Annotated in this window: 29 protein-coding genes and 1 pseudogene; 15 read left to right on the forward strand and 15 right to left on the reverse strand. The window is 63.4% G+C overall.

The genetic code is table 11. From position 1 onward, the window contains the following. Positions 1 to 7 precede the first annotated feature (7 nt). Together ABC729_RS14725 and ABC729_RS14730 are read right to left on the reverse strand one after the other, a co-directional pair. A complete protein-coding gene (locus ABC729_RS14725) occupies positions 8 to 280 on the reverse strand; it encodes a Bbp19 family protein (RefSeq protein ID WP_495608300.1) in 273 nt (90 codons plus the stop codon). Next, positions 273 to 872, reverse strand: a pseudogene (locus ABC729_RS14730) (portal protein); the annotation flags it as partial. The pseudogene ABC729_RS14730 and the gene ABC729_RS14725, both read right to left, overlap by 8 nt. A 227-nt stretch (positions 873 to 1,099) precedes the next feature. Between ABC729_RS14730 and ABC729_RS14735 the strand changes: the two are divergent. The 9 genes from ABC729_RS14735 to ABC729_RS14775 all read left to right on the forward strand — a co-directional run bounded on the left by ABC729_RS14735 (position 1,100) and on the right by ABC729_RS14775 (position 8,231). Continuing rightward, complete coding sequence (locus tag ABC729_RS14735; protein ID WP_495608301.1) at positions 1,100 to 2,323, forward strand: phage portal protein; 1,224 nt, start codon at positions 1,100 to 1,102, stop codon at positions 2,321 to 2,323. After that, positions 2,310 to 3,947: a phage major capsid protein gene (locus tag ABC729_RS14740; protein ID WP_495608302.1), complete on the forward strand. Its 1,638-nt coding sequence runs from the start codon at positions 2,310 to 2,312 to the stop codon at positions 3,945 to 3,947. The genes ABC729_RS14735 and ABC729_RS14740 overlap by 14 nt, the downstream gene beginning before the upstream one ends. An 11-nt stretch (positions 3,948 to 3,958) precedes the next feature. Continuing rightward, complete coding sequence (locus ABC729_RS14745; protein ID WP_495608303.1) at positions 3,959 to 4,384, forward strand: hypothetical protein; 426 nt, start codon at positions 3,959 to 3,961, stop codon at positions 4,382 to 4,384. 13 nt (positions 4,385 to 4,397) lie between these two features. Beyond that, the gene (locus ABC729_RS14750; RefSeq protein WP_495608304.1) at positions 4,398 to 5,018 is read left to right on the forward strand and encodes a head-tail connector protein; all 621 of its coding nucleotides are present in this window, start codon (positions 4,398 to 4,400) and stop codon (positions 5,016 to 5,018) included. Positions 5,019 to 5,023: 5 nt separating this feature from the next. Then, complete coding sequence (locus ABC729_RS14755) at positions 5,024 to 5,431, forward strand: hypothetical protein (protein WP_495608305.1); 408 nt, start codon at positions 5,024 to 5,026, stop codon at positions 5,429 to 5,431. Next, positions 5,428 to 5,799, forward strand: a complete 372-nt coding sequence (locus ABC729_RS14760) for a hypothetical protein (RefSeq protein WP_495608306.1) — start codon at positions 5,428 to 5,430, stop codon at positions 5,797 to 5,799. Before ABC729_RS14755 ends, ABC729_RS14760 begins: the two co-directional genes overlap by 4 nt. Positions 5,800 to 5,809: 10 nt before the next feature. Beyond that, positions 5,810 to 6,151 carry an HNH endonuclease signature motif containing protein gene (locus ABC729_RS14765; protein WP_495608689.1) on the forward strand — a complete coding sequence of 114 codons (342 nt, stop codon included), beginning with the start codon at positions 5,810 to 5,812 and terminating at the stop codon, positions 6,149 to 6,151. An 84-nt stretch (positions 6,152 to 6,235) separates the two neighbouring features. Beyond that, positions 6,236 to 6,646 carry a P27 family phage terminase small subunit gene (locus ABC729_RS14770; protein ID WP_495608307.1) on the forward strand — a complete coding sequence of 137 codons (411 nt, stop codon included), beginning with the start codon at positions 6,236 to 6,238 and terminating at the stop codon, positions 6,644 to 6,646. Further along, entirely contained in the window at positions 6,618 to 8,231 is a 1,614-nt protein-coding gene (locus ABC729_RS14775; protein WP_495608308.1) for a terminase large subunit, read from the forward strand. The genes ABC729_RS14770 and ABC729_RS14775 overlap by 29 nt, the downstream gene beginning before the upstream one ends. A gap of 9 nt (positions 8,232 to 8,240) precedes the next feature. Here ABC729_RS14775 and ABC729_RS14780 read toward each other — a convergent pair whose 3' ends face one another. The 6 genes from ABC729_RS14780 to ABC729_RS14805 all read right to left on the reverse strand — a co-directional run bounded on the left by ABC729_RS14780 (position 8,241) and on the right by ABC729_RS14805 (position 13,163). Continuing rightward, the gene (locus tag ABC729_RS14780; RefSeq protein ID WP_495608309.1) at positions 8,241 to 9,536 is read right to left on the reverse strand and encodes a DnaB-like helicase C-terminal domain-containing protein; all 1,296 of its coding nucleotides are present in this window, start codon (positions 9,534 to 9,536) and stop codon (positions 8,241 to 8,243) included. Continuing rightward, positions 9,536 to 10,330: a hypothetical protein gene (locus tag ABC729_RS14785; RefSeq protein WP_495608310.1), complete on the reverse strand. Its 795-nt coding sequence runs from the start codon at positions 10,328 to 10,330 to the stop codon at positions 9,536 to 9,538. Before ABC729_RS14785 ends, ABC729_RS14780 begins: the two co-directional genes overlap by 1 nt. Beyond that, on the reverse strand, positions 10,327 to 10,743 hold the full coding sequence (locus tag ABC729_RS14790; RefSeq protein ID WP_495608311.1) for a hypothetical protein: 417 nt from the start codon (positions 10,741 to 10,743) through the stop codon (positions 10,327 to 10,329). Before ABC729_RS14790 ends, ABC729_RS14785 begins: the two co-directional genes overlap by 4 nt. Positions 10,744 to 10,756: 13 nt before the next feature. Continuing rightward, positions 10,757 to 11,023 carry a helix-turn-helix transcriptional regulator gene (locus tag ABC729_RS14795; RefSeq protein WP_495608312.1) on the reverse strand — a complete coding sequence of 89 codons (267 nt, stop codon included), beginning with the start codon at positions 11,021 to 11,023 and terminating at the stop codon, positions 10,757 to 10,759. Positions 11,024 to 11,122: 99 nt separating this feature from the next. Continuing rightward, positions 11,123 to 12,187: a hypothetical protein gene (locus ABC729_RS14800; RefSeq protein ID WP_495608313.1), complete on the reverse strand. Its 1,065-nt coding sequence runs from the start codon at positions 12,185 to 12,187 to the stop codon at positions 11,123 to 11,125. Positions 12,188 to 12,755: 568 nt separating this feature from the next. Then, positions 12,756 to 13,163, reverse strand: coding sequence for a hypothetical protein (locus ABC729_RS14805; RefSeq protein WP_495608314.1), 408 nt, complete (start codon positions 13,161 to 13,163; stop codon positions 12,756 to 12,758). 145 nt (positions 13,164 to 13,308) lie between these two features. Here ABC729_RS14805 and ABC729_RS14810 point away from each other — a divergent pair, with 145 nt between their 5' ends. From ABC729_RS14810 to ABC729_RS14825, 4 genes are all read left to right on the forward strand, one after another. Then, the gene (locus tag ABC729_RS14810) at positions 13,309 to 13,536 is read left to right on the forward strand and encodes a transcriptional regulator (RefSeq protein WP_495608315.1); all 228 of its coding nucleotides are present in this window, start codon (positions 13,309 to 13,311) and stop codon (positions 13,534 to 13,536) included. 56 nt (positions 13,537 to 13,592) lie between these two features. After that, a complete protein-coding gene (locus tag ABC729_RS14815; protein WP_495608316.1) occupies positions 13,593 to 13,976 on the forward strand; it encodes a hypothetical protein in 384 nt (127 codons plus the stop codon). Positions 13,977 to 14,374: 398 nt separating this feature from the next. Then, complete coding sequence (locus ABC729_RS14820) at positions 14,375 to 14,563, forward strand: hypothetical protein (protein WP_495608317.1); 189 nt, start codon at positions 14,375 to 14,377, stop codon at positions 14,561 to 14,563. Positions 14,564 to 14,578: 15 nt separating this feature from the next. Further along, a complete protein-coding gene (locus ABC729_RS14825; protein ID WP_495608318.1) occupies positions 14,579 to 15,166 on the forward strand; it encodes a hypothetical protein in 588 nt (195 codons plus the stop codon). A gap of 52 nt (positions 15,167 to 15,218) precedes the next feature. Here ABC729_RS14825 and ABC729_RS14830 read toward each other — a convergent pair whose 3' ends face one another. The 4 genes from ABC729_RS14830 to ABC729_RS14845 form a co-directional block, all read right to left on the reverse strand. Beyond that, on the reverse strand, positions 15,219 to 16,448 hold the full coding sequence (locus tag ABC729_RS14830) for a tyrosine-type recombinase/integrase (protein WP_495608319.1): 1,230 nt from the start codon (positions 16,446 to 16,448) through the stop codon (positions 15,219 to 15,221). A 109-nt stretch (positions 16,449 to 16,557) separates the two neighbouring features. Further along, positions 16,558 to 17,544, reverse strand: coding sequence for a portal protein (locus ABC729_RS14835; RefSeq protein WP_495608320.1), 987 nt, complete (start codon positions 17,542 to 17,544; stop codon positions 16,558 to 16,560). A 3-nt stretch (positions 17,545 to 17,547) separates the two neighbouring features. Next, positions 17,548 to 18,204, reverse strand: a complete 657-nt coding sequence (locus tag ABC729_RS14840) for a hypothetical protein (protein ID WP_495608321.1) — start codon at positions 18,202 to 18,204, stop codon at positions 17,548 to 17,550. After that, positions 18,201 to 18,593: a hypothetical protein gene (locus ABC729_RS14845; protein WP_495608322.1), complete on the reverse strand. Its 393-nt coding sequence runs from the start codon at positions 18,591 to 18,593 to the stop codon at positions 18,201 to 18,203. Before ABC729_RS14845 ends, ABC729_RS14840 begins: the two co-directional genes overlap by 4 nt. 125 nt (positions 18,594 to 18,718) lie before the next feature. Between ABC729_RS14845 and ABC729_RS14850 the strand changes: the two genes are divergently transcribed. Together ABC729_RS14850 and ABC729_RS14855 are read left to right on the forward strand one after the other, a co-directional pair. Further along, positions 18,719 to 19,375, forward strand: coding sequence for a S24 family peptidase (locus ABC729_RS14850; protein ID WP_495608323.1), 657 nt, complete (start codon positions 18,719 to 18,721; stop codon positions 19,373 to 19,375). Between the two features lie 193 nt (positions 19,376 to 19,568). Next, complete coding sequence (locus ABC729_RS14855) at positions 19,569 to 19,883, forward strand: hypothetical protein (RefSeq protein WP_495608324.1); 315 nt, start codon at positions 19,569 to 19,571, stop codon at positions 19,881 to 19,883. On the opposite strand, the gene ABC729_RS14860 is transcribed toward ABC729_RS14855, so the two are convergent. From ABC729_RS14860 to ABC729_RS14870, 3 genes are read right to left on the reverse strand one after another with little or no spacing between them, the layout of a single operon-like run. Continuing rightward, on the reverse strand, positions 19,877 to 23,074 hold the full coding sequence (locus tag ABC729_RS14860) for an error-prone DNA polymerase (RefSeq protein WP_495608325.1): 3,198 nt from the start codon (positions 23,072 to 23,074) through the stop codon (positions 19,877 to 19,879). The genes ABC729_RS14855 and ABC729_RS14860 overlap by 7 nt on opposite strands. Beyond that, complete coding sequence (locus tag ABC729_RS14865; RefSeq protein ID WP_495608326.1) at positions 23,071 to 24,669, reverse strand: Y-family DNA polymerase; 1,599 nt, start codon at positions 24,667 to 24,669, stop codon at positions 23,071 to 23,073. The genes ABC729_RS14860 and ABC729_RS14865 overlap by 4 nt, the downstream gene beginning before the upstream one ends. Further along, a complete protein-coding gene (locus tag ABC729_RS14870) occupies positions 24,602 to 25,348 on the reverse strand; it encodes an ImuA family protein (RefSeq protein WP_495608327.1) in 747 nt (248 codons plus the stop codon). Before ABC729_RS14870 ends, ABC729_RS14865 begins: the two co-directional genes overlap by 68 nt. Positions 25,349 to 25,398: the final 50 nt, after the last annotated feature.

Consider the following 25,398-nt stretch of genomic DNA (forward strand, 5'->3'; position numbering starts at 1 on the left):
AGGTGGGTCAGGCGAGTGCGGGCAGTGGGGACAGGCCGCCGCGCGCGGCAAGGGTGCGCAGGGTGAGGACAAGGGCCCGCTGACCCTCCAGATAGCGCAGACGCGCCTCCGTCACGTCGGGGCCAGGGCTGGTGGTCAGGGTGGTGCGGGTCAGGTGCGACAGCAGCAGATGCCCGTCGGCACTGGCGAACAGCCGGGCGCAGGCGGCGGCCAGCCGATCCTCCGTCTCCGGCGCGGGATCAGGATCAATGCCTGTCCAGGGCCAGCCGGGATCAGCCATCCGTCGCCTCCACTACCGGCAGCGACCGGATCAGCACGGGCGGCACCCCCGCCGCATCGGCCAGGAACCGGGCGCAGGCTGGCAGGTCGACGACCGACAGGGCATCCGGACCCAGGCTGGATACGGTTTCCAGCCAGCGCAAGGTCGCCTCGGCATCGCGCTGCGCCTGGGCGCGGGCCAGCGGCGACAGGATGTGGATCTGCACCTGCCGCCCGTCGGCGGCGATATCGGGCACCAGACCCCGGCGGCGCAGGATGGACAGACAGCGCCGGACCAGCGGCACCAGCAGTTCCGATTGCAGCCGCCCGAAAGTGGCACCCAACAGCCGTGCCACCTCCGCCCCCCGTTCCAGCACCTCCGTCGCCGTCATGCGCGGGCCTGTGACAGGGGCCAGACGGTCGGCCAGCAGGGCATGGCGGATGCGGGCCCGCAGATCATCCAGCACCAACTGGCTGACATCGAATCGGCCCGGGCTGGCCAGAGGCGTCAGCCCTGCCGATCCCACCGCCTTGGGAATGATGGTGCCGGGCACCAGCCGGATGGCACCGGGGTTCAACACCCCGTCATCATCCGCCTGCCAGATGCTAGAGACAATTTGGCATTGCCCTTGCTTTCCATGTGGTTAGGCGACAGCGACACCGCCGCGTAAGCACCATGTAAGCACCGGACAGACCGAAGCCGGACAAAGTAGGCCCCATCCAACGCCAGTAAATACCAGACAATTCAAGGAAAATTGGTTTCGGCCTGAAGCATGTGCGCTGTTGAAGTTCTTATTTCGTTCTGAACAGTCTGATCCGTTATTCCCGTGAGGGCAAGCGGATGCTGGGTAGGATCAAGGCGCTATTGGCGTCGGAACGGAAGAGCGGTGATGGATACGAGGTGCTGACCGGCAATCCGTTGCCGACTGCCGCCGGTGTGTCCGTATCTGCTGAATCCGCCATGCGATGCAGCACCGTCTATGGCTGCGTGAAGGCCATTGCCGAAACCGTCCAGCAAATCCCGTGGCACCTGTACCGGCGGCAAGGTGATGACCGCATTCGGGCAACCGACCATCCCGCCTATCCGCTGGTCACCAAGGCTGCCAACGATTGGATACCGGCCAGTGAGTTCCGTCTGATCCTGGCCACGCATTTGGCCACCCATGGCAACGCCTACGCTTTCGCCAACCGCAACCGCGCTGGCCAGGTGGTGGAGCTGATCCCCCTGGACCCGAGACGTGTTTCAGTCCGCCAGCACCCCACGACGCTCGCCCCCATCTATGCCGTCACCACCGGCGACGGCACCCGCGACTATGGGCGTGATGAGATTCTGCATATCCGGGGCATCGGGTTGGACGTCACCCACGGCGACAGCCCCGTGACGCTGGCCAGGGAGGCAATCGGGCTTGCGCTGACCCTGGAGTCGCATTGCGCGGGCTTGTTCGGTCGGGGTGCAAAGCCCAGCGGCTTGCTGAAGCACACAAAGAAGGTCGGTGACGACGTTCTTGCACGTCTACGCAACAGCTTCAGCGCTTGGTACACGGGCACGGCCAATTCCGGTCGGACGATGATTTTGGAAGATGGCATGGAGTTCGAGCAACTCCAGCTTTCTTCCACCGACAGCCAGACGCTGGAAATGCGGCGGATGCAGGTGGCGGAAGTTTCCCGCTACTGGCGGGTGCCGCTATCGCTGCTGAACGACTTGGAACGGGTCACGCACGCCAACGCGGAGACGCTTGGCCAGCAGTTCCTAACCTACTGCATGATGCCCATCCTGCGGGCCTTCTGCGATGCCGCCGCCATCACGCTGCTGACCCCGGAAGAGCGGGACGAATACTATTTCGAGTTCCTGATCGATGACCTGACCCGCGCCGAAATCGCCAAGCGGTTCGAGGCTTATAGCCGGGCCATCAATGCCGGTGTGCTGAACCCGAACGAAGCCCGCGCCATGGAGAACCGCCCCGCCTATGCCGGCGGTGAAACCTTCATGCGCCCGGTCAATACCGCACCGGCCCCGGCCGCCGCCAACACCACCGATGGGAGCGGCACCGATGGAACGGCTTGAACTGAAGTTCGCCCATGATGCTGGTGAGGCTGGGCTGATTGAGGGCATCGCGTCGCCTATCGGCGGCACCCCGGATCGGGTGCGCGATATCGTGGCACCGGGAGCCTTTGCCCGCACCCTGGCCGAACACAAGGCAGCCGATGCCATGCCGGCCATGCTGGTCAATCACGATCCCAAGGCTGTGGCCGGCACATGGCTGCAGATGACTGAAACGTCGGAAGGCTTGCGCGTCTCTGGCCGGCTGGCCCTGGGAACGGCAGACGGCGACCGCGCCTATGCGCTGGCCAAATCCAAAGCCATCACGGGCCTGTCCATCGGCTATCGCGCCATCCGCGCCACGGCAATGCCCGGCGGTATCCGCCGCCTGGAGGAAATCGACCTGCTGGAAATCAGTCTGGTCAGCGTGCCCGCCGCACCGGGTGCCCGAATCACCAGCGTCAAGAGCTTCCCCGCCGCCGCTGCGGCATCATCGAGAGAGAGCGCACCCATGGAAGAGAATGAAGCCGGCGGCGGCACCCCGACCGTCGAAGAGCGTGTCGGCAAGCTGGAAACCGGTATCGCCGATCTGGACAAGCGCCTGAAGGTGGTGGAGGGCAACAGTGCCGCCGCCGCCAAGGGCGTGGACCGCATCGAAACCATGCTTCGCCGGCCAGGTGCTGCGGCACCGGAGACCAAGGCGGCCGATGGGGTGGAGGCCAAGGCCTTCGAGAATTATCTCCGGTTCGGCCCCACCGGCATGGAGTTTACCGAGGTCAAGACGCTGCGCACGGCTGAAGACCCTTCGGCTGGCTATCTGGCACCGGCTGAGTTCATCGCCGAAATCGACAAGAACGTCGTGCTGTTCTCCCCCATCCGCCAGTACGCCACGGTGCGCAGCACGGCGCGCGGCGCGGTGGAACTGCCCAAGCGGATCGGCCGCCCCACCGCAACCTGGGTGGAGGAGTTGGAGGACCGCGACGATACCGACACGGGCAGCCGCTACGGCAAGTCGACCTATGACGTGAAGGAACTGACGGCCTATGTGGATGTCAGCTTCTCCACGCTGGAGGATGCGGCCGTCAACATCTTCGCCGAACTGTCCGCCGATCTGGCAGAAGAGTTCGGCTATGCCGAGGGTCAGGCCTTTGTGAACGGCAACGGCGTGAAGCGCCCCATGGGCTTTATGTCGGATACCAGCATCCCCACCGTGATCAGCGGCCATGCCTCGCTGATTACCGCTGACAGCCTGATTGATGCCTATCACGCCCTGCCCACGCCCTACCGGGCAAACGCGGTCTGGGGGATGAACAGCACGACACTGGGGGCCTGTCGCAAGCTGAAGACCACGACGGGCGAATATCTGCTGTCCATGACCGGTATCGCTGGCTCCCCGACCACCACCATCCTGGGTCGCCCCGTCATCGAACTGCCGGACCTGCCCGACGTGGCCGGTGGTGCCGTTCCCATCGTCTTCGGTGACTTCCGCCAGGGCTTCCGCGTCTTCGACCGGGTGGGCTTCTCCATCCTCCGTGATGACCTGACCCAGCGGACCAAGGGTAAGGCCCGGTTCCATGCCCGCCGCCGGGTGGCCGCCGGGGTGCGGAAGTCCGAGGCCATCCGCAAGCTGATCGTGTCCGCGAGCTAAGGAAGCATCCCATGCGCGACCTGATGAACAATATCCATCCCGTCCGGGCCATTTCCCCGGCGGCGGCCGTCACCGACAACACGCCGTTCGTGTCGCAGGTGATCGATACGCTTGGCTTCAACAGCCTGACCTTCGTGATCCTCACCGGGGCGCTGGCCGATGCCGACGCCACCTTCACCACCCTGCTGGAGCATGGCAATGCGTCGGACATGTCCGATGCGGGGGCGGTCCCGGATGACCTGCTGATCGGCACCGAGGCGCTGGCAAGCTTCACGTTCGCCGATGACAACGAAACCCGGAAGCTGGGCTATGCCGGTGGCAAGCGTTACGTGCGCCTCACCGTCACGCCGGCCGGCAACAGCGGCAATGCCTTCGTGGCGGCCGTCGCCTTGCTGGGCCATCCCAACAGCGCCCCCACAGCCAACCCGCCCACCTGATCGGAAGGTCGGAATGCTGACCATCATCACCCCGGCGGAAAGCCAGCGACTGACCACCTTGGCGGCAATCAAGAATGAACTGGGCCTGACCACCGGGGCCGATGATGCGTTCCTTCTGACGCTGATTGACCAAGCCAGCGGCGCGGTGCGTCGCTGGTGCAACCGCGTGTTCGCCACCGAAACCATTCGGGAGACGTTCCGCCTGTCCACCGCCACCGACAGCCTGTTGCTGTCGCGCTGGCCGGTGGGTGCTTTGCTTTCCATTGTCCAGGCAGGTTCAACGCTGGCGACGTCCGATTACGAGGCGGAGAACGGGGCGGGCCTGCTGTATCGCCTCACCGCTTCGGATATCCGGTGCCCATGGCCACCCGGTAAGATCGTGGTGGAGTATGAGGCCGGTTATGTGCTGCCAGGGCAACCCGGCCGGACCCTTCCTGATGACGTGGAACGGGCAACCATCCTGCTGGTGAAAGCGGGATGGTTCAGCCGCGCGCGTGACCCTCTGGTCAGGGCCGAAACCGTGGATGGCATCGGCTCTACCACCTACTGGGTTGGTGGCTTCAGCGAGGGCACATCCCTGCCACTGGACGTGCAGGGGATGCTGTCCGCTTACCGCCAACCCTCCTTCGGATAGACAACATGCTGAACCCTGGCACCTACGCCCTTGCTGATCGGGCGATTACTACGGCGGTCAACGAGACACAGGCCCCGATATCAGACCTGGCCGGCATGTCGGCTGTGACCATCCAAGCGAGGTTCGCTTATGGATCAGGCGGGACCACGGCCAAGGTATATATCGCCACCTCGTTGGACAATGGCGCCACCTGGGTGGATATCGCCTGCCTCGCCTTCACCACAACCGGCGGCGTGAAGGTGGTGAACGTCTCCGGCTTGACGCCAAGGTCGGCCCCCATCATCCCCAGCGACGGCACCCTTGCCGATGACACCATCATTGACGGCGTGCTTGGGGATCGGCTCCGCGCCCGGATCGTGACGACTGGCACCTATGCCAACAGCCTGTTGACCGTTCGGGTTGCCGTGCGATGACGCCAGAGGTTGCCACCTTGGACCGCGCCCTTGCCCTGACTGGGGAGAAGGTGGTTTTGCGCCGACAGTATGGTTCCTCCCCCAACTCATGGGCGGAAGTGGAGTGTCTGGCCTTCGTGCGCGGATACGTGGCCGACCAATTGGTAACAGGCATCTACCAAACCGAAATGCTGGCCATCATCTCGCCAACGAATATTGAGCGGGCCAAATGGCCGGGCGGTTCGGGTCTGGCGGCATCTGGTGATCCGCGCCTACCCAAGATCGGCGACAAGCTGTTGGTGCGTGGCAGTCAACGCAACGTCGAAGCGGTCGGCCCCATCTATGTCAGGGGTGAGCTGGTGCGGATCGAAATGCGGGTGAAGGGATAGCAACATGCCCATGGCACCCCCCAAGCACTGCCCCCGAGGGCACCCGGCCTACACCGGCCCCCGTTGCCCAGTCTGTGCCGATGCCTGGAGGCGAGAGGCGGACCTGAAGCGCCCGAATGCCCGTGCCAGGGGCTATGACAATGACTGGCGTCGCTTCCGTGCTGCCTTCCTGAAGGCAAACCCGGTCTGCTGCATCCCCGGATGCGGCCAGCCGGCCACCGACGTGGACCATATCAAGTCGCTTCGAGAGGGCGGGCGTCGGTTGGACCCCAGCAACTGCCGCCCGATGTGCCACCCCCATCACTCCGCCCGGACCATGCGCGATCAGGTGCCGCGAGGGGGTAGGGGGTGAAGAGTTTTGCCCGCCAAGGGGTGGGACCGTATGGGTAATCTTGCGCGCACTCACGTCGAAATTGGGGTTTTTCAGGGGGTTACGATGAAAGGCCGCAAACCGAAGCTGGAAGTGATCGAAGGCGGAGCCGCACAGGGCCGATGCCCGATGGCACCCGACTGGATGCCGGTTCACGCCCAACGGGAATGGAACCGGGTGGCCCCCGAACTGCACTCCCGGAACCTGCTGGCACCCGACACCATGGCCACCTTGGAAAGCTATTGCCTCGCCTTCAGCGTGGTGCGGGAGCTTCAGGAAGTCACCGTCAAGGCCCGTGATATGTTCGGCACCCTGACCAAGGAAGGGATGCAGGCATCGAAGATGATGTTCGCCGCCATGCGGGAATCCCGCCTGTTGGCTGCGGAGCTAGGCTTGACGCCCCATCGTCGGGGCACCCCTGACAAGCCCAAGAGCAAGGAAAATGGCGATGGCTGGGATTCCGACCTTCTCGCCTGATCCGGCATTGTATGAAGACCCGACCGGCCGTGCCGACCGGGTGTGCCGTTTCGTCAACAGGCTGCGTCTCTGGGAAGGCCGCTTCGCTGGCCGCCCTTTCCATCTCCACGATTTCCAACGGGCCTTGGTCCGCCGCATCTATGGCCCTGCCACGGATGATGGCCGCCGGCTGGTGCGTATGGCCTGCATCTGGATTCCCCGTGGCAACGCTAAGACGACGCTGGCGTCGGCCCTTGCGCTTGCCCATTTCATGGGTCCAGAGGCGGAAGCGGGTGGCCAGGTGATCCAGGCAGCGGCCGACCGGGAAAACGCCGGCATCGCCTTCAAGCATTCATGGGAGATGGTGAAGCAGGATGACGCCTTGTTGCAGCGCGTCTCCCCCATCGAAAGCCGGAAGGTTCTGAACCACACGAAAACCAGCTCCATCCTGAAGGCCATATCGTCCGAGGCCTACTCCAAGCACGGCATGAACGCCTCCTTCTTCCTGGCCGATGAAGTGCATTCCTGGCCGCTGTTGGAGGGTCGGAAGCTGTTCAAGGTGGTGACCGACAGCATGGTGAAGCGGGAACAACCGCTCACCATCGTCATTTCCACGGCTGGCGAGGGACAGGGCGGGCTTGCCTTCGACCTCTGGTCCTATTCCCTGGCCGTGGCACGCGGTGAGGTGAACGATCCCAGCTTTGCCCCCATCATCTTCGCCGCCGATCCAGAGGCGAACTGGCGGGACGAAACCGCCTGGCACGCGGCAAACCCGGCCATCGCCGCCGGCTTTTGCAGCCTGGAGGAATTGCGGATCAAGGCCCGCCGCATCGAGCATTTCCCGGCGGAGATTGCCGACTTCCGCCGCTTCCACCTGAACCAATGGCAGGAAGGCGCATCCAACCCATGGATGGACCTGACCACCTATGACCAAGCCGCCGAGATGACAGATCCTGAAGACCTGATCGGCCTTCCCTGCTGGGTCGGGGTGGACCTTTCCAGCGTGGAGGATCTGACGGCCGTGGCCGCTGTTTTCCCCTCTGGCGATGGCGACACCCGCACCTATGACGTGATTGCCACCTTCTTCCTGCCTGAAGCGGCCTTGGCGCGGAAGGCGGATCGTGACCAAGCGGATTATCTGCGCTGGCGGGATGCCGGCTTTCTGAAGGTCACAGACGGCAACCGGATCGATTACGACGCGGTGATTGCCCATATCGTGGAGCTGGCGGAACGCTACGCCGTTCAGGAAGTCGCCATCGACCGTTGGAACAGCACAGCCGTCACCACGGCGTTGCAGCGGGAGGAAATCCCCGTGGCCACCTTCGGCCAGGGCTTTGCCAGCATGGCCGCCCCCGTGCGGGAGCTGAAGCGGGCCATCCTTGGCGGGGAGTTCCGCCACGGCGATAACCCGATCCTGCGTATGTGCTTCGGCAACGTGGTGGCGGAGAAGGACGCGGCAGAGAACGAGAAGTTCACCAAGGAAAAGGCCCGCGGTCGCATTGATGGCGCGGTGGCCGCCGCCATGGCCGTGGGGCGCATCCTGGCCACTGAGGATACCGGTTCGGTCTATGAGGCTGCCCGGCCCGAGGGCTTCCTATTCGTCTAGGGCAGCCCTTCAGGCTGCCACCAAGTCCCGGAAGAACGGGCCCGGCCCCTCGATGCGGAAAGCGGGCAAATCAGGCCCGCCAACATCGGCCACGGGTGTGAACCGGCTGAGCTTCATTTCCAGCCACCGGCAAGGGCTGTCGGCCTCCCCCCTGATAAAATAGAGCTGGTCGGCGTTCCGGCTAAGCCCGGTGCGGCTGACGGCTGTGGCTTCGCCGTCATCGGCAAGCTGTGCCAGAACCAGCACCCAGATGCCCAGCCGCTTGGCCGCCGCCGCCAGCCATTCCGCGACGCGGCGAAGATGCTCTTCCTCTGACATTGCCCGATCCCGGCCACCGATCAGTTGCCAGTAATCCACGATGACACCGGTGCAGCGGTGACGATGCCGTGCCGCCATCACTTCGGCGCGGAGCTGCTGCACCGTGCCGCCCGGCATGTCGATATAGATCATGTTGTCGGGGGCCTCTGCGGCATAGGTGCCAACCCTGCCCAGCAGCGCGGTGCCCACCTGCCCGCGCAGGGCAAGGCTGTTTGTACCCAGGTCATGGGCGATCTTCCGCGTCTCAATCTCCGCCGCCCCCATCTCCAGGGCAGCATAGGCGTGCTTCACACCACGCCGGTTCAGGTTGTGACTGATCGTTCCCGCCAGCATGGATTTGCCAGCCTTGCCCCGGCCGGCGATGGCATAGACGCGCCCAACCTCCAGCCCCCCACCCATGGCCCTATCCAGCGACGGCAGACCGGTGGAGAAGATGGCGCCCGGCCGCTCCAGGCTGCCGACCACTTGGCGCAGCACGTCCGAACGGTTCCGGGCCTTGCCATCGCTCACCAGACGTTCGACTTCGGCGATGGTGGCGGACACCACGTCGTCGATATTCTCCGCCCGGTCTGCGAGCTGTATCGCCGTCAACCCCACCTCCATCAGCCGACGCCGGCGGGCAAGGGTGCGCAGCTCTTCAGCATAGCCGGGGATATTGGCGGGCAGCACCAGCGTGGCCGACAGATGCGCCAACAGCACCCGTGCCCCCGTCTGGCCTTCCGCCTCCATCCTCTCCGCCATCTCCCGCAACAGCGCCCCGTCAACGGCCCTTCCTTGGGTCCGGCGGTCGGCAATCTCTGTGAACAACGCCGCGTGGGTGCCGTCGAAGAAGTCGTTCGCGTCACAACGGCCGACCGTAAGTGCGTACCCTTGGGGCAGGTTCAGCGCGGCCGCCAAAACCAGCTCTTCGGTTTCCCGGCTGCTGTTCCTGGCCGCCAGTGCCTGGACGGCGGGGAGGGTGAACAGGTCGGTGGGTGTGGGGTTCATCAGGTAACGACCTCCGGTATCAGGTCATGGGCTTGCGGCCGCTGGGATTGCCGTTTGGGTGACGGGCTATCAACCCGACGAAGGGGCTTCGCGGCCCTGTCTTCCTTGATTTCCATGGCCGTTCGGACCCAGTTCCGCCAAGCCGCTGACCAGTCGGCATGACGGCTCCCCTTGGCCGCATGGTAATCGCCGAACTTCTCGGCCTCCGTTTCCAGCTCTGGCGGCGACAGGCCTGTCCGTGCCTGCCAATTTCGAAACCGGGTTTCGGCGTACTGACGATCAGTCGGTGACAGAACCCAGCCATCAGGGATCGGGGTTGCGCGCTTTCGCGCTTTACCAACCTTATTTTCTTTCACTGTAGGTTCGGGTGACCCACAGGTCAGGGGGGTGGTGACCTGGGTGTCAGGGGGTGAGGGGTAGGGGGTGACCTGTGTGTCAGGGGTAGGGGTGACACCCAGGTCAGGGGTGACACCCAGGTCAGGTGACCTACAGGTCAGGGCTTGCGCGTCCGTTGGGGTGACCTGTGTGTCAGGGGTGCCCAGGATCAACCGGTACTTCGTGACACCGGCCCGTTCCGTGCCCGCCTGCACAATCTCCCCCATGCTTTGCAGCTCACGCAAACAGCGGGTGACGCTGCGGCCATGGTCAAGCCCGGCCTTCATGCGAAGCGTTTCGATGCTTGGCCACGCTTCCATCCGTTCATTGGCATGGTAGGCAAGTGCCAGCAGCACCAGCCGGGCACCGTTCCGGGACCGGGAATGACTGTAGACCAGTCCCAACGCCTGATGGCTCACGATGAAACACCCCACTGGTCACGCCACATGCCGGTCAAAATCTCCGCCTGGAAACGGGACAACGGCACGGGTGGCTGTTGCAGCAACTGTTCTTCAACTTCGGCCAGTAGGCGCCGTTCGTGGGCGGTCCATTTCGTCCCCTGCTTCATGGTGAGGATACGAAAATAGACCCCCTCCAGCTCCAGGTGAGCGAAGCTGAAGGCGGTTGAGCGGCGCTCGCGGTTGCTGGGAACCGGCTTGGCCGGCGGCATCGGCGACAGTAGGGCGGCAACGTCATGCCAGGATGCACCGGCACCGGCCAGCACCCGGCCAATGGCGGCGGCGGTGGCCACGACCTCCCCATCCTGATCCGACGCCAGCAGGGGCAGCATCTTGGCCAGCTTGGTGGTGACGGTGGAGGACAGGGCACCCATCGCGTCCCGCCTCTTACCCTTCGTCGCTGGTCGAGCGGCGCGGCTTGCCCAACCGGGCCAAGGCCCAAGCGTCCAACTCGTCCCGCGCATAGAGCGGGGTGTTGTTGGCTTTTTGATAGATCGGCCCACCCCCTATGCTGGCCATCTTCGCCAGCGTGGCGGGGGCATAGCTGATCCCGTGGGTGAGGGCCAGATACTCGCTGGCTTCCCACCTGCGCAAGCGCGGCTTCCGTAGCTCTGGCCGTAAACTCTTCAGCTTCTCATCATCATTCATGAGCATCTTAAGTCTCTCCTTTAGACAAAGCTCAGGTGTGGCGAGAAAATCTCGCAACTATTGCGGTGACTTGTGGATTTTTACAGTGCGTTCTGTTGGTTCATTCTACCTCCAGAAACTCCAGGCACTTTTCTTGCCGTCGTTTTTCGGCTTCCGGCTGTCTTCTTCGGCAGTCCTCTTCTTGAAATCTTCTCCTATCAACCGGCGGCGCTCGTTCTCATGTTTCTCGTTCAATTCAAGATACCGGTCACGGGCAGCATCCTTTTCGCCCAAGTCTTCCCAAATCATGTAATTTGCAATATTATCTGCGAAGTCCTTTATGAAATAATCTTGATATTCTTCCGTTTCATTCTTGGTCAGACCAACAAGTATGAAGTTGCCATTGCTGTCTTTATTCCATCGCCTCATGTCATCATTTTCTTTATTCTCATCTGCCTTATTACTTATCTTCCTGGCAACTGCGAGCGCATGTTTCCTGTCCAGCGGGCGGCATTCGGCATGGAAGGCATTTTCCTCTGCTTCGTCAGAGAACTGGTGCCTATTCTCCAACAGCTCGCGCATATTGACGTATCGAACGCTTTCGGATTGTGTCAGGCCAGCAAGCACAACATTGCCCTCATCGTCGTAGTCAAACTCCCGAGGCAGGGGCTGGCGTGCGGTCGGCGGTGATTTCGACTTGGTTCCCGCTTTGACGTGCTGCATCTGCTCGACCATGCGGTCGATGAAGCGGTCAATGCCGAACATCAACTGCAATGTCGGAACGGCGGGGTCGGCCAGTGCCGAGAAGTTCACACCCTCCGACTCATCGAAGGCATTCATATGCAAGTCACCCGAAACCGGGTGCAGGAAGAACAGCACTGAAATCGGCCCCGGATCAAAAACGATCGTGCCCGACTTCCTTGCTATGATGCGCCCGTTGATCACATCCCAGATGAAACGAAACTTCGCGATAAACTGCCCATGGGGAATCAGGACATACCGCGCGGCGACCTGGATGACATCCGCCCCCGTATGCTGCACACGCTTGCCCGGCCCCATCTCATCGGTTGTCGTCAGCAGGAGTTCGCCCCGCTTGTTCCACTGCTTATACGTTTCAGGGTTCAGTCCTGGAACGCATTCCAGCATCTCCTTCGTCGTGAACTGCGGCTGGTCGAAGTCGAATGGCAACATGGCTTGTCCTCTGGTCATAGCCATTAAGGTACGCTTGTACCAATTCGGTCGCAAGGGCCAAAAGGTTACGAGCGTACCTTATCTTTTCCACCCTTTTCCCGCGCTTACCCGCGCTTGCCGATTAACATGCACAAAGATGCGGCTGACGCCCCAGCCACGTCCCGAATTATGCTCCCCAACAGGCGGGTATCCGAAAAGCTGGAGGTAAGCATTTGGTCCGGAGAATCGCCACCGTGACACCACGCAAGCGCCCGCGCTTTGATGTGCAACCCCTCCAGGGTAAGGGCCGGCATGACCGCGATACGATCCACAAGTTCGCTTGTGCGTTCGAATTGGGCTTCCGCTTGTTCACCAATGGGGGTGCCGGCGGGGTCTGGCCACGGGTGGAGCTTGGCTGCGGCCCATAGTTCCCGCTCTTTTGCCCACTCGGCTTCAAATAGGTTCCCGAGTTGTAACAGGGTGGCATCAGGGTGGGTGGTCGCTGATGCAGCCGGAGGCACCAGCGCGGCACTGGCCCCGGCAGCGGATGCCACCATAGCGGCGGTGGCGGTTAGGGCCGTGCGGCGGGTCAGCATGACACCACCTCACCCGTCCGGGTGACCATCACCCATTGGCCATTGCCTTCCGGCTGGTCCGGCCGTGCCAGGATGCGAATCGGTGGGCGATAGGTACGGGGCGTCAACCGGCCACCATGGTCACCCGCCGGGCACATGTCTTCGTTATCATCTTCGGTATCGTCGGCATCCCCCGGCCGCCCATCATCACCCAGCAGCCGGGAACGGGTGCTGCTGGTGCCGGTATCATCATGGGCATCACAGCAGTCCGTTTCTGGTTCAAGGTCCGGGTCACCGTCCAGACTGTCCAGGCGAGCGATAAGGGCTTCTATGGCCGCCTCGATATCCGCCCTGCTGGCCTGGTTCAGCAGGTGGACAATGGGCGATCCGGGCAAAGTCGTGCTATGGACGGCAGTAGCCATGCCGCGCCTCCTCGAAAGGTCGGTTGTGGTTAGGCCGGCGGGAGGGGTACGAGCCTCCCACCGGCCGCTTGCATCAAAGTCTGAGCGTTGCTACGATATTCAGGTTCAAACATCCCTGCAACAACAATCGTAGCAATGCTCCGAAATGACGCCTATTCAGCTAGATATGGCACTTGCAGCGGTCAGGTGGGGCGTTCGTGACCTCGTTGCCGCCGCTGGCGTCTCAATGGACACCATTGCCCGGTTTAAGCGTGGCGAACGGGTGAAAGAAAACACCGTGGCTGCAATGAAAACCGCCCTTGAAACGGCCGGCGTGATCTTCATCCAAGAGAACGGCGAAGGTCCAGGCGTCCGGCTGAAGAAAGGTTCCTGATCGTATTCGGTCCAACATGTCGAGAAAATGAGACGCCTAGCCGAAAGAGGAAGTAAATGAACAATCAGACCATTCTTGATCTGAAACAAATGCCTGCAAGCGGCACCGAATTTCTGTTTCATCTCCGTAGTCAATTCTTTTTGCCGATTAATCAAAATGTACTCAATGGAGAATTTCCGAAATTTCTTGTCGCCCCTTATGCCACAGCAGGTAATAATCCTCCGAACTTAATCAATATTTGGTGCTTCGAGAACGAAACTAAAAATGCATACATTGTTGGCGGAGTGAAGGGACCTACGGAGAATCCCTTTAGGGACTTCAAGATTTTCGAACAGCATCTGGAAACCATCAAGATGGGTGACCAGTATCAACGATTGCTTCAGATTATTGAGACTGCTCTCTCCAATTTTATAGCGGATAACTCCGCATTGTTTCGATAAGCAAAAGCCCGCCACGACAAGGCCGGGCGGGCTTCGTACACTTCTAGCGTTGACAAGAACAATGTTCTTGAATTGTTCCCGCTTTGTCAAGCTCCCTATGGGCATGCATTTGGTGCCAAGTTGGCGATTATCCACAGGATATAGCCCCGCTGTGTGCGTGTAGGTCACATGTCAAGACTTTTTTGTGGCAACCATTGACACCTTGCCTAACCTCATGCCATTTATCACGTGCGACGTCGGCTGAAGCCCGACGCGATGGGTTCTTGTCTTCGGACCAAGGGAGCAGGCAATGGAACAGCGTATCAGTTTGTTTCGCTGCGCCCCTCAAGATCGGAGGTCGTTTGCGACCTGATCTGGGGCGCGACGACTTATCAGAAAGCGTAACATAGGAGGGTCTGATGGCTACTGAAATGGAGCTCGCAAAGCACACGCTTTTCGACGCTTCTCGGCTGAATGTAAGCAACTTCAAGATGTTTCCCGGCACCAACAGGGACACTTCTCCGGAGCAAATGGCCGAGGAAATCAACAAATCTCTTGCGCAGATTGCAGCTGGGGATTATGAACTTTTGGATTCCTTCGAAGACTGAATCCAGAAGTGAGCTATGCCTTTTGTCGATCTGTATGATTTCTGCCAAGAGCTGCCTGTCCCGATCTCGCGTAACACCATCCGCGATAAGGTTCTTGAGCTAACAGGCCAAAGTGGCATCAGTGTGTGTAGGTCAGCCCTGGATACTAGTCGTGTCCGGGGCTATTTTTTGTCAGCTCAAAATACTGAACATCATTATGTTAAGCAGTTTGGTTGCAACGTCGTTGTTGTTGCAAGAGGCCTCAACTATTGTTGGGAGCGGATTGTAGTTGTCAAAGAGATGATGCATCTCTTTGACACCGATGAACAGAAGACATCTGCTGCAAGTATATTTGAGCAGCAACTTTTTGAGCTTCAGTTAAATGACCCGGACCCGCTCCCCCAGACGGTAGCTGAATATCTTACTGTGTGGATGGCGCTGTCGTGCTTGTGTCCCGAGATTTTAAGGCAAAAGCTCAAGGCAGAGCGCGATGCCGGCGAGACCAATGATTATGCAATTGCCCTACAGTTGAAGATTCCTAAGTTTTATGTCCCACTGTTGTTTGATGGGCGTTATGAAAAATTCCTGAGCGAAATTGTTAATCGCGCCAGACCTATCAGTTAATGGCGCCAATTGTCTGGACTTGTTAGTCTAGAAATTCAGGGTCTGCTAGTACCTAGAATTTTCCCTCTTTTATTGCGGATGTACCTTTAAGTGCCGCCGCAATATTACTTGCGATCCTGTTGGCCGCCGCCTTTAAGGGATCATCGGCTAGGTGCGCATAGCGCGCCGTCGTGCCCGTGTCCCGGTGGCCCAACAGCGCCCCGATCACGACCAAGCTGTCGCCACCCGCCGCGCCCACGCTGGCGAAGCTGTGGCGAAGATCATGGATGCGGACACCTGGCAGTTCCGCCCGCTCCCGAGCCTTCTCCCACGCCTGATAAACGGCCGTGGTGGTGCCATCCCGCCCACGTCCAGGGAACACAGGCCCGGCCGCCCGATCCGGCTTCATCTCTGCCAGCAACTCCAGCGCGGGCGCCCCCAAAGGCACCACCTTTGCCCCGGTCTTGGAGTCCGGGAAGCGGATGCAGGATCGATCCCAATCCACCCATTCCCACCGCAATCCCGTGATCTCACCGCGTCGGCATCCGGTGAGGATCAACAGCCTGATAACGCCCACCGGCGGCGCGTTGGCGCCGTCGTCCAGTAAGTCGGCCAGGGCCTTGCCCAGCCGCGCCATCTCCGCAGGTGACAGAAAGCGTTCCATCTTCTTGTCGGCATAGCGTTTCACCCCCCGCACCGGATTATCAGGGCGAAGCGAGCGGTTCACCGCAAACTGGAATATCCCTGACAACAGACCCAGGGTCCGGGTGGCCACGCCCCGGCCACCGGTGACGATGGAGCGGGACTTGAACCCGCCCTTGATGTCCGCCTTCGTCCGGCCGGCGGCAATGTCTGCCTGCATCCGTTCAATGTCCGCCCGCGTGATGGAGCGCAGTTGCCGTTTGCCCAGCAGCGGCTTGATATGTCGCTCGATCCGGCCCTTGTCTGTGGAAATGGTAGAAGGCTTCTTCGTGGTCATACCTTCGGCGACATACAGGTCACACAGTTCGGCAACCGTCAGGTCACGGCGTTGTTCTGCCCGCTTCTCCGCCGGGTCCAGGCCCCGCGCCACGTCGGCCAGGATGTTCCTGGCTTCCTTGCGGGCCTCTTCGGCGGTCATGACGCCATGCCGGGCAATGGTCATCCGCCGGGACCGGCCACCGGCCCGGTACTGAACCAGATAGGTCCGGGAACCGCCTGGAGTGACGCGCAGACCGAAGCCCGGTAATTCGCTGTCCCAGGCGAAAACGTCCCGCTCCCCCGGCTCCAGGGCATCAACCAGCTTCTTCGTGATCTTCGGCATTACACCCACCCTCATGGAAGCAGCCCGTAAGCACCACGTAAGCAGGAAGCGGATTATTCCGTCGTTTACCCACGTTGCCCACGGCCCAATTCTCGCGCCGAAAACCACGCTAATTCAATAGGATGGCTTCTTTCTGGAAAGAGCGCGAATATACCGGAAAATATAATTGGTCCGCCTGCCAGATGCCGGTGACGGCGATGGAGGCGTTCTTCAGGACGAGTTCGACCACCTTGTTGGCGGTCTTGATATCGGGCAGGGCCTTCATCACGGGGCTGCGGCCATAGGTTTCGCCCGGTGCCTTCAGCCAACGGAAGGCGATGAAGGGCATGTCCGCAAAGCGGCCATCGGCCAGCAGCACCGGATCGCCCTCCTCCAGCACGATGCGCCAACGCCAGCCGGCACCGTCGGCCATCACCGCCTCAATGATGGCAAAGCGGCGGGTAGGGTCGCCGGCCCCGTCGCGCTTGACCGCATCGGGGATGCGCTCCACGGCGACGCGGGCGGCCAGTTCGGTGAGCGTCAGGCGCTGGCGGCGGTAAAGCTGGTCCAGCCGTCCCTCCTCCCCCTCCTCCAACACGAGATCGGACAGAGGCACGGCGGTGAAGCGCAGGGCCGACGGGGCACCGGGGGCAGCCTCTTCCACCAGCAGACAGCCGGTGCCACCCGTCACGACGTCAAGAAATGCCTGATGCGCCTCCACGGTAAAGTTGGAGCGGTCGATCTGCGCATGAAACGCCTCTGACGCTTCCAGCAGCAAGGGGGCCAGGGCAGTGGCCAGATCGGTGCCCAGGGCCGGACCGGGGACCAGCCCCATCCAGCGCGACCAGGGTGGTGTCAACTGTGCCAGCAGCGAGGCCGCCAGCTGATCCACGGCATCGGCGGCGGTGGCGTCATAAAGACGGTCGCCGCGCCGCCCACCGGGGCTGGCCCCGCTGTCGAAACCTGCATGCTGCGGCAGGGCATGCTCATAACATTCCCGCCAGAGCGGTTCCCAGGCGGCACGGCGCGCGGCGGCACGGGCATGCCGGTCCAGCAGATGGGCCGCCTGTGGGTCGGCCTGGGGAGGGTTGGTGGTTTGGGGCAACGGACTGTCCATGGCTTATTCCCCCAGCAGGGTCTTGCGGGCGGGGGCCAGGGCACCGGGGGACAGCACGCCGCGCCAGCCCGTCAGGACGGTGCCGGCACGGCCCGTGGCCCGGCGCAGCAGGCTTTGTTCGCCCGGCGTGGGACCGTCTGCAGTGGCGGCGGTTGCAGTGACGGCGGCGGGACTGGCCGCAGCCGTCGCAGCTGCTGGCGTTGTGGCGGAGGCCGCGGCCGCGACGGCGCGCGGTTTGGGGGCGGAGACGAGACGGGCCAAGATCGAAGGCTCCTTCCTGGTTTTCCGGGGAATGGGGGGATCGCCGCCCAGATGGCGGTAAAGCTGCCAGGGCGTGACGACCAGCGGGGCGCGGATGCCCAACAGGCGCTTGGCCACCGACACGCAGGTCAGGGGCGTGAAGGGCCATTGCGTGGGCAGGGGGGGATGGCGGGGGCTTTCCAGGACGCGGTGCCCGCGTGTGCGGAACCAGGCCGCCAGATCGGTATCGGGCGGCAGCGGATGGTATTCCACCTCCAGCAGGGTCGATAGCGGATCGACGGTGATCCAGCCGCCGGGGGCTGGTAGCGCCACGAAGACATGCCGGAAGCCGGGCCGCAGCCAGCGCAGCCAGACGATCTCCGTCTCGTGGCAGAAAACCAGCAGGGCCGGCCCCTTCATGCCACGATGCCCTTGTCGCGCAGCACGGGGGCCAGGATGGCAAAGGCCTCGCACCAGACAGTGTGATCGCGCATTTCCCGCCGGCATTGCGGATCGGGCGCGAACTGTCGACGGCCATAATGGGCCAAGACCAGCAGATGGTCCCGCAGCAGCCGGCGCTTGCGGTACAGCAGATCCAGGATGCGCAGCATATCCAGCGGTTCGCACGGGCGGTTCACCAGCCCCTGACCGGCCCGCACCCGTGCGCCGGCCTGCCGCGCCTCATTGGCCTGGATGAACCAGAACCACGCGTCCTCCGCACTGTCGAATGCCACGGTGGGCAGGGGCGGGGGCATCCGGGCGGCGCGGGGACGGGGGCCGGGGCTGCGGGAAAGGGGCTGTGCCGTCATGTCGGGAACCTTCCAGGCTCATAAAGGAATATTTACCTTAAAACGACATGCGATAATTCCTATGTCAAGAGATAAGTGAAAATTATCCTAGGGACAGGGTTGGGCGTTTCTGGGATAAGACTCCCATGCTCAAGCATGCAGACATATGGCGGGCCATCGACCGGCTGGCGCAGCGACATGGCCTCTCCGCCTCCGGACTTGCCAAGCGCGGCGGTTTGGATCCGACCACCTTCAACAAATCCAAGCGCATGACGCCGGATGGCAAGCTGCGCTGGCCCTCCACGGAAAGCATCGCCAAGGTGCTGGAAGCCACGGCCAGCAGCTTCACCGATTTCGTGGGGCTGACGGGTGAGGGGGTGGGTCCCGGCGACGCGCCGGCGGCCAGTACTGCTGCTCTGCGCCGTGTGCCGGTCATCGGCTATGCCCAGGCGGGCAATGACGGCTATTTCGACGATGCCGGCTACCCCGCCGGCAATGGCTGGGACGAGCTGGAGTTTCCGCATGTCACCGACGACCATGCCTATGCGCTGGAAGTGTCGGGCGACAGCATGGAACCCGTCTATCGCGACGGCGATATCATCATCATCTCGCCCGCCGCTTCCGTCCGCCGGGGCGACCGGGTCGTGGTCCGCACCCGCGATGGCGAGGTGATGGCCAAGCAGCTGGCGCGGCAGACGGCCAACCGGCTTGAACTCATCTCGCTGAACCGCGCACATCCCGACCGGTCGCTGGCCATGGCGGACGTGTCCTGGATCGCCCGCATCATGTGGGCCAGCCAGTAGTAGGCGGCCCCTTTTCCACCCCCTAGCTCTTGTGGTGCATCCGATTCGTTTCCCGTGCTTCCGACTCGAGTCGCAGGGGCAGGGACGGAGTCTGATTCCGCGACTCTTCTGTCCTAGGAATAAAAGCATTGACGAACTGCGACAGGCGAGCATAGCCTGTCCTTCGCTGCTTTTTCTTGCCGGAGTCGCGCCCATGTCCCCCCCAAATCCTTGTAAACCTGCTGAATCGAATGATGCGCTGACGGTCTTGCAGGCGCGCTATGACGGAAGGCTGCCGCGATGGGCGCGGTTGTCGGCGCTGGCGGGTGGGGATGATATCCTATGTTCTTGGGCGGAACAGGCGCGGGACAATCGGCTGCTGGCGCAATGCGCGGGCGCGCGGCTGGCCCTGGCCCGGCGGCGGCGACAATTGTCGGCGGTACAGGCCCCCGACGACCCCTGGCTGCGCCGTCTGACAGGGGCCTTGCGCACTGCGCGCGACGGGGCGGTGGGGCACTTTTCTCAATGAAAATTCCGCCCTTCGCCGAAAATGTGGGCGGGTACGGCGTCTGGCAAAGCGGTGTCGTTGGCGGGGCCGTCATTCAACGCATGCAGATGCGGGGACAGGTCGAACAGCTTGTCGGCCACGACGTGGATGACCTCGCCATCCCGTTGTAACCGCCCGCGCACGCCCATCAGCGCCGCCGTCATCAGGGTACGGCGGAACCGTTCCAGGACGGAGGGCCAGACCACGAGATTGGCGATGCCCGTTTCATCCTCCAGCGTCACGAAGATGACGCCCGACGCCGTGCCGGGTCGTTGCCGCACCAGCACCAGGCCAGCGGTGCTGACGATGCTGCCCGGCTTGATATCGCCCAGCGCCTTGGTCGGCCCCATGCCCAGCCCCGTCATCGTGCCGCGCAGCAGGGCCAGAGGATGGGCGCGCAGGCTCAACCCCTTGGTCCGGTAATCGGCCCAGACCTGCTCGCCCTGGCTCATCTGCGGCAGGTCCGCCTCCGGCTCGTCGCCCATATCCACGGGCGGGCGGTTATCGCCGATGCGGCGGGTCTGATCGGCAATCTGGAACAGGGGCAGCGGTTTGCCGCCCAGCCGCTTCACCTCCCATAGGGCCTGACGTCGATCCTGCCCCAGACTGGCGAAGACATCGGCATCGGCCAGCCGGTCCAGGATGGCGACGGGCAGGCTGGTCCGCCGCCAGAGATCGCGGATCGTGTCATAGCCGCCGCCCCGTTCGCGCGCGATGGTGATGGCCGCTTCCTCCCGCATGCCCTTGACCTGCCGAAAGCCCAGGCGCAGGGCGGGGCCGCCGCGCCCTTCCTCCAGCGTGCAATCCCATTCTGACCGGTTGATATCGACAGGCCGCACCTCCACCCGGTGTTCCACCGCATCGCGGATGATCTGGGCCGGCTGATAGAAGCCCATGGGCTGGCTGTTCAGCAGGGCGCAGGCGAAGATGGCCGGGTGGTGGCATTTCAGCCAGGATGATTTATAGGCCAGCAGGGCGAAGCTGACGGCATGGCTTTCCGGGAAGCCATAGCTGCCGAAGCCCTGGATCTGCTTGAAACAGCGGGCGGCGTAGTCAGGGTCGTAGCCGCGCCGGATCATGCCATCAATGAATTCCTGTTCGAATGCCCCCACCCCGCCCGTCTTCTTGAAAGTGGCCATGGCGCGGCGCAGCTGATCGGCGCGTCCGGGGGAAAAGCCGGCGGCGACAATGGCCATGCGCATGGCCTGTTCCTGAAACAGGGGTACGCCCAGCGTGCGTTTCAGCACCTGTTCCAGTTCCGGCTTGGGAAAGGTCACCCGTTCCTCCCCCCGGCGGCGGCGCAGATAGGGATGGACCATGTCACCCTGGATGGGGCCGGGCCGCACGATCGCCACCTCGATCACCAGATCATAAAATTTCTTTGGGCCCAGGCGCGGCAGCATCGACATCTGCGCCCGGCTTTCGATCTGGAACACGCCGATCGTGTCGGCCCGGCAGATCATCTCATAGGTATCAGGATCATCATTGGGAATGTCGGTCAGGCCCATGGTCCGGCCCTGACGCTGGCCCAGCATTTCCAGCCCGCGCCGCATGCAGGACAGCATGCCCAGGGCCAGAATGTCGATCTTCAAGAGGCCCAAAGCCTCGACATCATCCTTGTCCCATTCGACGACGGTGCGGTCCTCCATGGCCGCATTCTCTATGGGCACAAGCTCATCCAGGCGGGAGCGGGAGATGACGAAGCCGCCCACATGCTGTGACAGATGCCGGGGAAAGCCGCGCAAATCATAGGCCAGCTCCATGCACAGCGCCAGGGTCGGGTCGGACGGGTCCAGCCCGGCTTCGCGCGCCGTGCCCTCATGTTCCACCCCATGCCGGTTCCAGCCCAGGCGGACCAGAGCGCCGACGACATCGTCGGACAGGCCCAGCACCTTGCCCACCTCCCGGATGGCCATGCGCGAGCGGTAGCAGATGACCGTCGCCACCAGACCGGCATGGTCACGGCCATATTTATTATAGATGTACTGCATCACCTCCTCGCGCCGCTCATGCTCGAAATCGACATCGATGTCGGGCGGCTCGTCCCGTTCGGCGGAGATGAAACGTTCGATCAGCAGTTCATGGTGGGCGGGATCGACGGCGGTGATGCCCAGGCAATAGCAGACGGCAGAATTGGCCGCCGATCCCCGCCCCTGGCACAGGATGTCGCGGGATCGGGCGAAGCGGACAATATCGTGTACCGTCAGGAAGTAAGGCGCGTATTTCAGCCCGGCGATCAGGTCGAATTCGTAGAGCAGCTGTTCGCGCACCTTTTCCGGCACACCTTGCGGATAAAGCCGTTTCGCCCCTTCCCAGGTCAGGCGCTCCAGTTCCTGCTGCGGGGTCAGGCCGCCGGGAATGTCATCAATGGGATAGTCATATTTCAGCTCCCCCATATTGAAGGTGCAGCGGTCGGCGATGAGGCGGCTGTTGGCCAGCGCGTCGGGACGGTCGGCGAACAGGGAGGCCATCTCCCCCGCCATCTTCGGATAATGGTCGGCATGGGGTGACAGGATGCGGCCGGCATTGGCCAGGGTTCGGCCATGACGGATGCAGGTCAGGATATCGAACAGGCGTTGCCGGTCCGGGTGATGATAGCGGACATCATGGGTGGCCAGCAGGCCGATGCCCAGCCGGTCGGCCAGTTCCCCCAGACGCAGCAGGCGGGCGCGGTCATAGCCCTGGTAAAGCGGAGCCACCGCCAGATACAGCCCCGCCGCTGCCAGCGTCCGGAACCGGTCCAACTGTGCCGACAGATCGGACAGGCGCGCCGGCGTGGCCCGCCCGTCGGGGGCCAGCACGGCCATGATCTGCCCCTCTGCCGCCCCCGCCAGATCGGCCAGGGTCAGGTGACATTCGCCCTTGGCCCCCCGCCTTTTGCCCAGAGTCAGCAGCCGGGTCAGCCGTCCATAGGCGGCACGGTCGGTGGGATAGCACAGGACCGGCGGCGCATCGGCCAAGGTCAGGCGGCACCCCACCACCAGCCGCATCCGGTGCTGCTTGCAGGCCGTATGCATACGCACGGCCCCGGCCAGACTGTCATGATCGGTAATGGCAATGGCGTCACGGCCCAGGGATGCGGCAGCCAGCACCAGTTCATGCGGGTGCGACCCGCCGCGCAGGAAACTGAAATTGCTGGTCACCTGCAGGTCGACATAGTCCCGGTCCATCATGCGCACAGCCCGTGCAGATACCAGGCCCCCCGGTCATCCGCCGTGCGGAACAGCCAGAAGCGCCGGCCATCGCTGAGTTGCGCGCGGTAATAGTCGCGCGTCGGACCCGTGCGTGCGCGCCACCAGTCGGGCCGGATGCGTTCCGGTCCTTCCAGCCAGTCTATGGCAAGATGCCGTCCGCGCCAGACCAGCCCGTCGCCCATCTGTACCGGTTCGGGCGGATGCAACAGCAGCAGGGGCCGCGCCCCCTCCATCCGCCAGGTGCGGGGACGGGTGGGGGCAGGGCGGTGGGGCTGCGGCTTGGGCCAGGGTTTCTGTGCATCCACCGCCGCTGCCGGCACCGGGGCGGGGGGCGGAACAGGGCGGTCGTCGGGCGGCAGCAGCGCCTGCCCCATCTCCCCCTCCATCTCGTCGGCCATCTCCATCACCTGTTCCGGGCGGTGGGTGTCGCGCGGCACGGGGCGGCCCACCTGATCCTCCCCCAACCGGTTGACCAGCCGGTCCAGAAGGCCGGAGAGCGCGAAAGCATCCAAGCCGCCCACGGCCAGCCCCGCCTGTTCAGCGGTGAACAGGTCGGTGCCCGTCGCTGTCAGTTCCATCATTTCGATACCGAAACAAGGATCAACCTGATCAAACCGTTCCCGAAACAATTTCAGCAATGCTTGCGGGTCGCGCAAGGGACGGGCCGTGCCGATGGACAGGTCCTGCACCGTGGCATCGGTGCGAAAACAGGTGAGGCACAGCCGCCGCGCGCCCCGCCCCGCCCCCTCCAGCCGGGCCGACAGGTCGCGCAGCAGGGCCAGTACCGCCATCTCAATGGCGTCGCGCGTGGCGATGGGTTCGGCGAAGGCCCGACGCACCTGCCATTGCGGGGCGGCGGTCTGTGGAGCGACAGGTTCGGCGGCAATGCCCATCATCCGGTCCAGGCGGCGTACCGGCCCCGTGCCATAACGCGCGACCAGCCCGGCGCGCGGCTGCCGCTGCACATCACCGACGCTGCGCAGGCCGACGCGCGCCAGATCGGCCTGCAGGCCCGCGTCCAAGCGCAAGGCGGCCAGCGGCAGGGACAGCAGCGATGGCCAGGCCCGCGTGCCCGTGGGCAGCAGGGGTCCGGCGCTGGCCGGGCGATGCCGGGCCCAGCCCCAGGCGGCGGCAGCCCCATCGCCCAGACCCAGCCGGTGGGTCAGGCCGGCGTGTCTCAACCGCTGCTCCAGGTCGGCCAGCAGCCCGTCCTCTCCGCCACACAGATGGGCACAGCCGGTTATGTCCAGGATCAGACCGTCCATCCCATCGGTGGCGGCCTGCGGCGTATAGCGCTGCGCCCACAATGCCAGCCGGGCAAGGGCGGCCTGATCGGCGGCAGGGTCCGCCGGCATGGCGGTCAGGGACGGGCACAGGGCGCGGGCATCGGCCAGCAGCATGCCAGGGCGCAGGCCATCGGCGGTGGCCAGCCTGTCCACGGCATGCAGGCGGATGCCTCCCTGTCCCGCCAGCGTCAGGGCCAGCGGGCCGGAGAGGGGGGCCACCTTATTCCGCCGCCGCCACTGGTCCGTTGGCCAGCGGCTGAGCCAGACGGAGACGAAACGCCGTGTCATCCCAGGTAACCTCCCACGGTCCCGAACCAGATCCCTCCCCACCGCCCCGCGCCCGCAGCAGCGATACCTGCCAGCGCGGCCTTCCCCCATCCTCCTGCGGTGGGCCATCGCGCAGCGAGGCAATCCGCCAGCGCGTCAGGGCGACGGATGGCGGTGGCCGGGCGAGCGGTGGCAGCAGCAGCAGCCCCAGACCGTCCCCATCCTCCGCCGCCAGTTGCAGGCGACGCAGGGCCACGGGACCGGGCAGCACCCCATCCCCCACGACAGCGGCTAGGGTGGGACAGCGCAACGCCTCCTCCAGCGTCCAGAGCGCGTCATCCAGGCAGCCGGGCCGCACCAGGATCAGGCGTGAGGCATCCAGGCCCAGGGCCGCCAGACCCGGCCCATAGGGCATGTCGGGCTGACCCAGCGGATCGCCCTTGTCCCGGTGCCGGCACCAGAGGATGGGGCCGGGCGGCAGACCCGACAGGATTGAAGCCATGAACCCAAGTGCCCCGGCATCGGCGGGGGTCGACAGAAATTCATGCACGCCGCCGCGTACCAGCCCGCCACCGGCCAGGGCTGTATCCAGACAGGACAGGCCCAGCGACAGGGCTGTCCGCCCCTTTGGCGGGCGCACCCGGTCCATGATGGACAGCCGTTCCCGAAGGGCGGCGATGGTGGGAATAGAGTCGGTCATGGGGTTATTGTTCTTGTTTTGTTCTGTTTGGCAAGTGCTGAATCCGCCGG

The sequence above is a fragment of the Niveispirillum sp. CC-CTL257 genome (assembly GCF_059489915.1).